Raw genomic sequence first — 12,251 nt, 5'->3', positions numbered from 1 at the left:
GTTGAAGCCTGAACATTTTTTAAAATTTGACGTTCCACCTAATTCAATTGTACGATTATGAATCTCCAAAAAGATATATTGGAATTTATCGGCCTGCATTTGCAGGAGCATAATGAAACAGTTTCCACAGCCGAAAGTGTCACAGCAGGCTTTTTACAGTTTTCATTTTCACAGATTAAGGATGCCTCAGAACTTTTTAAAGGGGGCCTCACCACCTACACCCTTGAGGAAAAGGTAAACCTGCTTCGTGTCGATGAGAAGGAGGCCCGGCAGTACAATTGTGTATCCCGGAAGATTGCAGAGACAATGGCCTTACATGTATCAGAACTATTCAATACCCATTGGGGAATTGCAGTCACCGGATACGCAACCCCGGTTGAAGAATCTGAATATAAACTGTATGCTTATTTTTCCTTTGCCTACAAAAACAAAATTATTCTTTCCAGGAAGATGAATCTCTATCACAGAAAAGAGCCATTAGACGCACAATTGTGCTATAGCGAATTTATACTGGAATGTCTGAAAGTGGAAATGGAAAAACAGGTAGCTGCGTCATCATAAAAAATATTTAAACAACACCAAAAAATATATGAAAAATTTACAACTACAGAACAAAAATGTTCTGATTACCGGTGCCGACAGCGGAATAGGAAAATCGATAGCCTTACTTTTCGCCAACGAGGGCGCCAATATTGCATTTGTGCATTATCATGATGAAAAAGATGCAGAACAAACCAAAAAGGAAATTTCAGCATCCGGGGTCCGTTCGATTTCATTTGAAGGAGACATTAATGATAGTGAATTCTGCAGGCATGTGGTAGATGGGACTGTGTCCGGATTCGGGAGCATCGACATTCTGATCAATAATGCAGGAACTCAGTTTCCATCAGATGACATCACCGGCTTAAAAGAGGAAAACATCAGAAAAACCTTTAATTCCAATATAATCGGTATGATTTTGCTTACCCAATGTGTATTTCCACATCTTAAACAGGGAAGTTCAATCATCAACACGACCTCTGCAGTGGCCTATCTGGGGCACGAAGAACTTCTGGATTACTCAGCGACCAAAGGGGCCATAGTATCCTTTACCCGTTCTCTGGCTTTACAGGCCAAGCCGAAAGGAATACGCGTAAATGCGGTAGCGCCAGGACCCGTGGCCACTCCGCTCACCGAAAAGACGTTTGGTGAAGAAGAGGAAAATCAGAACCAACCGCCACTTGAGCGCAATGCCTCTACAGAAGAGATCGCTGCCAGCTTCCTGTTCCTTGCCACAGAGGCTTCAGCACAGATTACCGGACAGGTCTTACATCCCAACGGCGGATTAATTGTTAACGGATAATGGTATGAACGGTGTTATTATTCAGTATTTCCACTGGTATCACTCAGGGAACCTTTGGAATGAGTTTTCAGAAAAAGCAGAATTCCTGAAAGATCTGGGATTTACTGCCGTTTGGTTTCCTCCGGCTACAAAATGCAGCCTCGGAAAAGAAGGAAGAGGATATGATGTATATGATTTGTATGACCTCGGGGAATTTGACCAGAAAGGAAGTATCGCCACCCGGTATGGAACAAAAGAAGAATACCTGAACGCAATACAGAAAGCCCATGACGTAGGATTGTCAGTCTATGCAGACGTCGTTCTGAACCACAGAATGGGCGGTGATGAAGAGGAATCTATTACCGTGCATGAAGTCCATAACGAGAACCGTAATGAGATCATCAGCGAGCCCATGGAAGCATCAGCCTTTACTAAATTCACCTTCCCCGGCAGGCAGGGCCGGTACTCAGATTTTATATGGAACCACCAGTGCTTCAGCGGCATTGATATCATCAGCCGGGAAGGCGGGAAAAAAGAAGGCATATTTAAAATACACAACGAATATGGAACAGACTGGACCGATGCGGTAAGTCATCAGTTCGGAAATTATGATTATCTGATGGGAGCTGACATTGAGTACCGCAACCCTCACGTGGTACAGGAAATGAAAAAATGGATCAAATGGTATCTGGAGACCACCCAGGCAGACGGGATACGTCTGGACGCCTTAAAACATATCTCATCTGATTTTCTCAAAGAGTGGATCAGCTATATCAAAACGGAACTCAATCCCGATTGTTATGTTTTAGGTGAATTCTGGAAAGATGAAGCTGAAAAAATTTCCTACTTTGCAGACCGGATGAATGGACTCATTTCATGCTTTGATGCTCCCCTGCATTATAATTTTTTTGAGGCTTCAAAGGAAGGTCCACATTATGATCTCTCCCGCATCTTACACGGAAGCTTTCTTGAAAAAAGGCCCGTTTTTTCAGTGTCATTTGTGGAGAACCATGATACACAGCAGCTGCAGGCACTGGAATCCGCGGTAAAGGAATGGTTTAAACCGTTGGCATATTCTATTATCCTGATGTCGGAAGATGCTTACCCCTGTGTTTTTTATCCAGATCTTTTTGGCGCAGAATACAAAGACATAAAAGAGGATAAAGAAATCCATATTGTGATCCCGAAAGTGGAAGCTTTGCCCAAACTCCTGGAGGCCAGACAAAAATTCGCATATGGCGAACAGATTAATTATTTTGATCATCCCAACTGTATTGCCTGGATCCGCAAGGGTGACGATACGCATCAGGGATGTGTGGTGATCCTGTCCAACAGCGATGAAGGCTTCAAAGAAGTTGACCTTGGGATAGCGCATGCCCATTCCCGATACAGAGATTATCTGCAACATAGAGAGCAGGAAATAACAACGGATGAAAACGGCATCGCAACCTTCTGGGTGAATGCCGGTTCGGTAAGTGTCTGGTACCCATACCGGGAAACAGAATGCTGACCATCCCCGTCACTCCAACACCACCATACAAGCATCTGTAAGTCCTGCCACAAGATGATTAAAGATCATCTGTTCCGGCTAAAAAAACAGATATTTTGAGTGAGAATTGCAGACAGAAGGTGAAATATTTTATCTTTGTTTTTTCGTGACAAATCAGAAACATTTATTCGAAACATACTTTATGAAAAAAAATAGCTTTTTATTTTCTGCCAAAGGGATCTTTATGGCCACTTTTCTTTCCATCAATGCAATGGTTGATGCCCAGCAGACCGCGGATATTTCAACCATTTCAGAAAAAACGTTGAGCAGCATTCTTGAAAAGAACAGAACCTACTCCACCCAGGGAAAAGTAGCCGACTATATTCCGGAGCTTGGAAAAATGGATGCAAAAGCTATTGCTTTTTCGGTAGTGGATCAAAACGGTAAAGTCTTCAATACAGGTGATGTTCACAAAAAATTCACGATGCAGAGCATCTCTAAGATTATTGCCCTGATGGTGGCTGTACGTGAGAGGGGTGAAGCTGACGTTTTTGCCAAAATGGGATATTTCGGATCCGAAAAGCCTTTCAATCACTTTTCCAATCTTGAAACTACCGGTAAACCGCTTAATCCTATGATGAATGCCGGAGCTATTTATACGACTTCCCTGATTTCCGGCGCAGGAGAACAAGCATTTATTAAAGTGCTGGATATGGTGCGGTACATTACCAAAAATCAGAATATAGACTACAGTAAATCCGTATATGAATCTGAAAAATCAACCGGACACCGTAATCGTGGAATGTTCTATCTGATGAAAAATAACGGACTGATTTCCGGAAATGAAGATCAGCTGGATAATTATTTCAAACAGTGTTCTATTGAACTTACGGCTGAAGACCTTGCCAAAATCGGCTATTTCTTTGCTCACCAATGCGTTCGTTTTGATGGAGATTCCAAGTATAAAAGTGCAGAGGTTGCAAAACTGATAGAATCCCAGATGCTGACGGCCGGGATGTATGAATTCAGTGGAGAATATTCCAGGATGGTAGGGCTGCCAAGCAAATCCGGTGTCGGTGGAGGAATTGCAGTAAGTGTTCCAGGCAAAATGGGGATTGGGGTATTCAGTCCTGCTTTAGACCAGCACGGAAATTCACTCGCAGGATATCACATGATTCTTGACCTTGTAAAACAATATAATCTGAGCATTTTCTAACCAGATAGAGCTTCACCTTATTGTAAAAATACAACGCTTAAAAACTTTATTGAAGATTTTGAGCGGGAGCCTTATGCCTAATCACAAGGTATTGTCAGAATCCACTTTTGTGAGTTCAGGGCACCCATCCCTAAACGAACGGACTAATGCTCTGAAAAAATAGACTTAAATCTGTGGAAGTGGCCCATCTGTGGTTGATTTTTTTTACTTATACATTAAAATCAAAGATCATTACGTTGGAAAATATAGATGTAGATACTGAAACCTGATTTGAATTTTAAAGATTGTGCCTACATTCTGGAATCTCATGTATTTTATATTTGTTCTTTATATAATAGGAAGCCAAGTTCCAAACATAGAAAGCTATAAACATGGGTATGATAACGTAATTTTTTATCGAAATTAAATACACGTAATTTTTTCATGTCTATCGTTCATTTTTAATTAAACTTAATTTTTAATTTTTTTTTAATTTTTTCGCATATTACCGAAAATAGACTTTTACACAAATCTGTTTCTTGCTCATAATCAAATGATTGAATCCCATCCTGATTCCATACCCCCTATTCTCTTATACCATCGCTATTCTATGCATGTTATCTTTTGGTAACATAAAAAAAACAAATCTCTTAATATTGAATTATTTTATTTTTTATTCCTATCTTTGCTTAACATTAATGTAATTGTAAACCTTTATAATTATAACCATATCAGATTGTACCGGTCTGTTCCCAAGAATAAAGAGATAATAAACGTACTTTAACTAGATTTGAATAATTCACTTTTCATTGTTAAAAAATCATTATCAAATTTCATTTATGGTTGAAGATATCATATAATTTTATTACTTTTATTCCCTCATAACAAACAATATCTCTTTATGAAGAGATAATAAATGTTTTGTTAAAAAACCCTATACCGTCAATTAACACTATGAATGCTATGAAAAACTTATCTATTATCGGGCTAACCCCCTTTAAAAAACCAGACACTACCCTCAATATTATTAATATATTGGCAACCAGTGAATTATTAACAAATAATCACCAAACAGCCACTATTATTAAAAATTTAACAAGAACCAATTTTATTCATTCATAAGCACCCTTATTCTTTTCTCAAAGAGTAGGCAGGTGATATGAAATTTTTACTAACATATCAACGCCATGAAAAACTTAACTATTATTGGACTAACGCCTTTTGAAAGGCCGGATGTCAACCTCATGCCTAAACTGCATCAGGCGGGTATCTTTCCCGTTCTAAGTTTGGGTCATGAATTGGCGGCGGCCCAGGAAGCCTTAAGTCGACTTGACCAATTAGAGATACCTTCGTATGGTATTCACATTTCTAACGAACATTTTTTGGCACTTCAATTTCCCGAGAAAGTGAAATTTGTAATCCTGCCGTGCGGCATGTCACTCCATCAAAAATCCAGTCTGAATCTTATCTGCCAGGTAACCAGTTTGGAGGAAGCGAGACATGCTGAACAGGCAGGAGCCCAAGGAATTATCATCAAAGGAAATGAAGCGGGAGGCCAGATCGGTTACGAATCTACATTCGTATTGTTCCAGCGCATTATCAATGAAATCAAAAGCATTCCGGTTTGGGTACAGGGGGGAATAGGACTCCATACTGCCGCTGCCGTGAAAGCTTTAGGTGCAACAGGAGTTGTATTAGACAGTCAGCTGGCTTTATTCCCTGAAAGTTCAGTTCCAAAGGACATTAAAGATGTATGCTCAAAGCTGAACGGAACTGAAACCAAGATCATTGCCAATCACCGAGTACTGGTAAGACCCAATTCACCTTCATTACCGGATGATATTACCGCTAAAGATCTTAAAAACTATTTTACAGATCTTGATATCAGCAAGAGCTACATCCCAATGGGCCAGGATATTTCTTTGGCAACCGATCTGTATGAAGAATTCAGAACCCTGAAAAAGCTTGCATTCGGATTGAAAGAAGCCATGCACGGTCACCTGAAGCAGGCAAAAACCCTTCAGGTGATCGATCAGAACAACCCATTAGCTCAGGAACTTGGATTAAAATATCCCATTGCACAAGGACCGATGACCCGCGTAAGTGATGTTCCCGGATTTGCCAATGCTGTTGCAGAAGCAGGTGCTTTACCTTTTGTTGCTTTATCCTTACTTACAGGGAAATCAGCAAAATCTTTGGTTATGGAAACCAAAGAACTGGCAGGCAGCAAAACATGGGGAGTAGGAATTTTAGGATTCGCTCCTCAGGAATTAAGAGATGAACAGACTTCGTATATCCTTGAAGCTCAGCCACCAGTTGTTTTAATTGCTGGAGGAAGACCGGCACAGGCTAAAGTATTTGAAAAAGCAGGAATAAAAACATTCTTACATGTTCCATCTCCTGCCCTATTGGATATTTTCCTTAAAGAAGGAGCTAAGAGCTTTATTTTTGAAGGCCGTGAATGTGGTGGACACGTTGGTCCATTATCCAGCATGGTTCTTTGGGAAAAACAAATTGAACGTATATTAAAAGAAGACCATCCGGAAAATATCAGTGTATTTTTCGCAGGTGGAATCCATAACGACTTCTCAACTGCATTCGTTTCTATCATGGCTGCTCCATTGGCTGCCAGAGGGGTAAAAGTGGGTGTTTTGATGGGAACGGCTTATCTGTATACTCAGGAAGCTGTACAGACCGGAGCCATTCAGGAAGAATTCCAGCTACAGGCAATGCAGGCTAAGGATACTGTTTTATTGGAAACAGCTCCAGGCCACGAAACCCGTTGTTTAAACACAGCATTTGCCAACCACTTCAATACCGAGAAAGCTAAACTTTTAGCGGCCGGGACCGATAAAAAAGAAGTATGGGAAAAGTTGGAAAAACTCAACGTAGGCCGTTTAAGAATTGCCGCAAAAGGTATTGAACGCCAGGGAGACCAGTTAGTCAACATTCCTAAAGATGATCAATTGGATCTTGGAATGTATATGATCGGGCAGATTGCCACCATGCACAATAAAGTCCTTACCCTTGAAGAGCTTCACCAAAACGTTAGTATCAACAATTACGAATATATCCAAAACGCTGAATTACCAGAATTACCAACATCCAGCGAAAAGCCATTAGACATTGCTATCGTAGGAATGGAATGTATTTTCCCGGGCGCCAAAAATCTGGATGAATTCTGGAGAAATATTATCTTAGGAAAAGACAGTGTAACTGAAGTTCCGGATGAAAGATGGAATAAAGAGCTTTATTACAAACCGGATTCTGATGAAGCGGATGTATCTCACTCAAAATGGGGTGGTTTTATTCCAAAAATTGATTTTGATCCACTAGCATTCGGTATTCCACCACAGTCTCTAGCTGCTATTGAACCTACCCAATTGCTGACTTTATTGGTTGCAAAACGTGCCATGGAAGATGCTGGATATGGTGAAAAACATATCAATAGAGAAAACATCTCGGTGATTATAGGTGCTGAAGGTGGTAACGACCTTGCCAACAGCTATAGTTTCAGAGGGTATTACAAACAAGTATTCGGAGAACTTCACGAAGAAGTAAAAGAAGCTTTCCCGCATACGACAGAGGATTCATTCCCGGGTATTTTAGCCAATGTGATCGCAGGCAGGATTACGAACCGCCTGGATCTTGGCGGAAGAAACTTTACTGTAGATGCAGCTTGTGCATCATCTTTGGCAGCTATCGATTTAGCTTGTCAGGAACTTGTATTAGGAAAATCTGATATGGTTCTTGCCGGAGGTGCAGATTTACACAACGGAATCAACGATTACCTGATGTTCTCCAGTACGCATGCCCTTTCCAGAAAAGGAAGATGTGCGACATTTGACAGTGAAGCAGACGGAATTGCCCTTGGAGAAGGAATTGCAATCCTTGTATTAAAAAGATATGAAGATGCAATCAACGATGGCGACCGTATTTACTCTGTCATCAAAGGAGTGGGCGGATCCAGTGATGGAAAAGCTCTTGGATTAACTGCTCCTAGAAAAGTGGGCCAGGTAAGAGCATTAGAACGTGCTTATACTCAAGCAGGAATCAGTGCAGCCTCTGTAGGATTGGTAGAAGCTCACGGTACCGGAACCGTTGTTGGAGACAAAACAGAATTAAGTGCTTTAACAAACTTATTCAGCCGTTCGGGTGCTTTACCGGGACAAACGCATTTAGGTTCTGTAAAGACCCAAATCGGACATACCAAGTGTGCTGCAGGATTAGCAGGTTTAATCAAAGCTTCTCTGGCTGTTTATCATGGAGTTAAACCTCCTACCCTTCACCTTAAGCAGCCTAATGCTTATTATAACGCAGCAACCAGTCCATTCTCTTTCCATGCTGAAACCGGGTTATGGACTGAGAAAAACAGATATGCAGGAATCAGTGCTTTTGGATTTGGTGGAACAAACTTCCACACTGTAATTGCGAACCATCCGAAAAAAGATGACTCAATTGCGATGCAGTCCTGGCCTTCAGAATTATTTGTATTCCGAGGGAATACTTATGAAGAAGCCAAAGGTCAATCAAGCCAGATCAAAACCTTATTGGAAATCAACGATGAGATTCCATTAAAAGATATTGCTTACAGTTTAAGCATCAATTCAGAAAAACCGATTCAGTTCAGTATCGTAGCAGATACCGCTGTAGATCTGATGATGAAGATTGAATTAGTATTGCTAGGAATAGAGACTAAAGATACTTTCACTGTCAGTAAAAAAGAAGGTAAAGTAGCCTTCACATTCCCAGGACAAGGAAGCCAGAGAATCAATATGGCCCGTGATCTGTTCGTAGTCTTCCCGGCTATGCGTAAGATTATCGATAACTATTCTGAGCTTGAAAAAGTAGTTTTCCCTTCTACAACATTTAGTGAAGCGGATTTAAAGCAACAGAAAGAAACCATTAAAGATACCCGTCTGGCACAACCGCTTTTAGGAATTGTTGATCTTGCATTGGCTAAATTCTTAGAATCATTAGGAATTATTCCTGATATGCTGGCAGGTCACAGCTATGGTGAATTACCGGCTTTATGTTTCTCAGGCGTATTTGCAGAAGATCAATTGGTTGATTTAAGTATTCAGAGAGCTCAATCTATCCTAAACTCAGTAGAAGGTGGAGATCCGGGTTCTATGTTAGCTGCAAGTGCTGCTCATGAGCGTTTACAGCCGATCATTGCTAAGGTGGAAGGATGCTATCCGGTTAACTTCAACGCGCCTACTCAATGTGTTATCGCAGGAAGCACGGAAGCCATCAATAAACTGCTGGAAGTCCTTAAACAGGAAGGTATTTCTGCTAAAAAATTAGAAGTGGCATGTGCATTCCACAGCCCATTATTAGCAAAATCTAAAGGTTTATATGCTGATGTATTAAAAGATGTTCCTTTCCAGGAAATGCAGATCCCTGTATGGTCTAATACAACAGCAAATGTATATCCTTCGAATCCTTCAGACATCAAAGAAAGATTGACTGATCACCTGGTACAGCCTGTGAGATTCGTAGAGCAGATGCAAGCGATGTACAATGACGGAGCAAGAATCTTCATCGAGGTTGGACCAGGAAAAGTCCTTACAGGATTGGCAAAATCATGTCTTGAAAAAGATCAGTTGACTTTATATGTTGAAGACAGCAGCCGTAATAAATTCACCCATTTACTTTGCATGTTAGCTCAGTATTTAGGAACAGGACGCAGCTTCAATATTGAGAAACTTTTCGATGGCCGTTTCGTTCAGCTTGTTGATATCAATCAGCCTGAATTGTACAAAAAAAGCCCTGCCATCTGGCGTGTTAACGGACAAGCCGCACATCCGGCAACAGGTTCATTGCCTGCTAATGGTGCACTCCCTATCATAAATCCTATTCCTATGAACAATTTTACCAATCATAATACGCAAGCTCCTGCACCGGAAGGCCTATCTACGGCAGAACGTATGCTGCAGGAATATTTAAACAGTATGAAACTCATGATACAGGCACAACGTGATGTGATGCTATCCTTTATGGGACAGAATCCTCAGGTAAACCCAATGCCTGTTTACAATACACCAATGCCGGCACCTGCCCCTGAACGTACCATTCCGGTACAAGCAGTTCAGCAGGAAAGAACGGTTGCAGTGACTGCTACTGCTGTTGCTGTAAAAGCTGCCCCAACAAGAGATGTCAAAGCTTTATTACTACAGGTTGTAAGTGATAAAACTGGGTATCCGCAAGAAATGCTGGGTATGGAAATGGACCTTGAAGCTGACTTGAGTATCGACTCTATCAAAAGAGTGGAAATCATCGGAACACTTCGCAGCGAGTTAGGCACATTAGCCAACGGAAACACCAATGAAGATATGGTGATGGAGCAATTGGCAGCTATCAAAACGCTAAACGGATTAGTATCATGGCTTACTGAATTCTCAGGAGCTGAAGCTACAACCGTTGCTGAAAAAAACGGAACAGCTGCTGAATCGATTTCAACACCACAGGCTAAGTCTGCTTTATCATTAGAAGACCTTCAAAACGGTATTTTAAATATCGTAAGTGAGAAAACAGGATATCCGAAAGAAATGTTAGGACTGGATCTGGATTTGGAAGCAGACCTTAGTATCGATTCTATCAAGCGTATGGAAATCATTGCAGATCTTAAAAACAAGATCGGTTTCGGAGAAAATCTTGAGCAGGCTGATGATGTAATGGAAAAACTTGCAGCTATTAAAACCCTTCGTGGATTGGCAAGCTGGATCAGTGAAATGAGCGGTGACACTACTGAAACAAAAAACGAAGTAAAGGAAGAAGTAGTTACTGAACCAACCAACAATGTATTATCACGTCTTCGTTTTGATATCACCCCTACAGATGCTTCTTCAGTACAAAATACAGAAGTTCTTCAGGGAAAACGTTTTGCTATCACTCAGGATGACAGCACGCAAACCTCAGCTATTAAAACTGAGTTGGAAAAACATGGAGCTATTGTAGAATTGGTAGACGCAGACAAAGATCTTTCACATGTTGACGGATTAATCATGCTGGACCTGTTCTCAGCAACAGATAAGCCAAGCATCATCGATCATGTTGATTTGATTAAAAAACTGGATTTTGATAAAGCAAAATGGGTCTATTTAATCTCTGATATCGCTGCTCATATTCAGGAAGTAACTGATGTAAGTGTTTTACGTCATCACCAAGGGTATCCCGGACTTTTCAAAAGTTTGGCGAGAGAATTCGATCACACGACTTGCAGATTCATCAGCTTAAGTACAACTCAGGAAGTAGATCAGATCGCTGAAATTACTTTAAAGGAAATATTAACCAACGATAAACCTGCTGAAGTGATTTATAAAAACGAAAAAAGACATAAGGTAGATATTATCCCTTCCCCACTGTCAACAAGTTTAAATGAAGCACACATTCAGCTGGATCAGAAATCAGTAGTATTGGTATTGGGAGGTGCACAGGGAATCACTGCAGAATTGGTGAAACACATGTCTCAGGCTTATCCATGTACTTATATTTTGGTAGGAAGATCAGCAGATCCAAGAAATGAAGCTTCTGCTAAAGAATTCGAAGGAATGAAGACTAAGGAAGAAATCAGAGCTTACTCGATTAAATCCGGAAAATTCACTTCCCCTGCTGAGATTGAAAAAGAAACCACGAAAATTTTCAAAAACAATCAGATCCTACGCACGATCCGTGATATGGAAGCGCTTGGAAACACTATTATTTATCAATCTTTAGATCTTTGTGACGAAGAGGGATTAAGCAACCTGATCAGCGGTATTTATGAAAAATACAACCGTTTAGACGGAGTAATCCACGGAGCAGGTCTTTTGGAAGATAAATTATTCAAACAAAAGACGACTTCTTCTTTCGGACGTGTATTTGATACCAAAGTAAAACCACTTCGTGTATTGGCTGAACAGCTTCGCACAGACTGCCAGTTCGTGGTATTATTCTCAAGTATCGCATCCGTATACGGTAACAAAGGCCAGACAGATTATGCTGCGGCCAACAGTGTACTGGATGATTACGCTAACGCGCTGAATAAAAGACTGCAAGGAAAAGTAATCTCTATCAACTGGGGACCTTGGAAAGGTGCCGGAATGGTTTCTTCCACCCTTGAATCTGAATACGAACGCAGAGGAATTTCCATGATCCCATTGGATGAAGGAAAAGAAATCTTCCTTAACGAAATAAAATACGGAACTGAAAGCCAGGTGCTTATCATGTCAGGAAATAATTGGTAACCCTCTGTATACACTAAA

The 12,251-nt window shown here is 40.7% G+C and carries 5 protein-coding genes; all 5 read left to right on the top strand.

Going from position 1 to position 12,251, the window contains the following annotated elements; genetic code table 11:
* The first annotated feature begins 57 nt into the window (after positions 1-57).
* The 5 genes from DRF67_RS18015 (at position 58) to DRF67_RS17995 (ending at position 12,233) form a co-directional block, all read left to right on the top strand.
* Positions 58-561 carry a CinA family protein gene (locus DRF67_RS18015; protein ID WP_115929692.1) on the top strand — a complete coding sequence of 168 codons (504 nt, stop codon included), beginning with the start codon at positions 58-60 and terminating at the stop codon, positions 559-561.
* 28 nt (positions 562-589) lie between these two features.
* Positions 590-1,342, top strand: a complete 753-nt coding sequence (locus DRF67_RS18010) for an SDR family oxidoreductase (protein WP_115929691.1) — start codon at positions 590-592, stop codon at positions 1,340-1,342.
* 4 nt (positions 1,343-1,346) lie between these two features.
* Positions 1,347-2,831: an alpha-amylase gene (locus DRF67_RS18005; RefSeq protein ID WP_115929690.1), complete on the top strand. Its 1,485-nt coding sequence runs from the start codon at positions 1,347-1,349 to the stop codon at positions 2,829-2,831.
* A gap of 181 nt (positions 2,832-3,012) precedes the next feature.
* Positions 3,013-4,026 carry a glutaminase A gene (gene glsA, locus DRF67_RS18000; RefSeq protein WP_115929689.1) on the top strand — a complete coding sequence of 338 codons (1,014 nt, stop codon included), beginning with the start codon at positions 3,013-3,015 and terminating at the stop codon, positions 4,024-4,026.
* A 1,166-nt stretch (positions 4,027-5,192) separates the two neighbouring features.
* Positions 5,193-12,233, top strand: coding sequence for a type I polyketide synthase (locus DRF67_RS17995; RefSeq protein WP_115929688.1), 7,041 nt, complete (start codon positions 5,193-5,195; stop codon positions 12,231-12,233).
* Positions 12,234-12,251 lie beyond the last annotated feature (18 nt).

Origin of the sequence: Chryseobacterium pennipullorum (assembly GCF_003384725.1) — a bacterium.
Lineage (GTDB): Bacteria > Bacteroidota > Bacteroidia > Flavobacteriales > Weeksellaceae > Chryseobacterium > Chryseobacterium pennipullorum.
The sequence above is the reverse complement of the archived record's forward strand: the minus strand, read 5'-3'. Positions and strand labels throughout refer to the sequence as shown.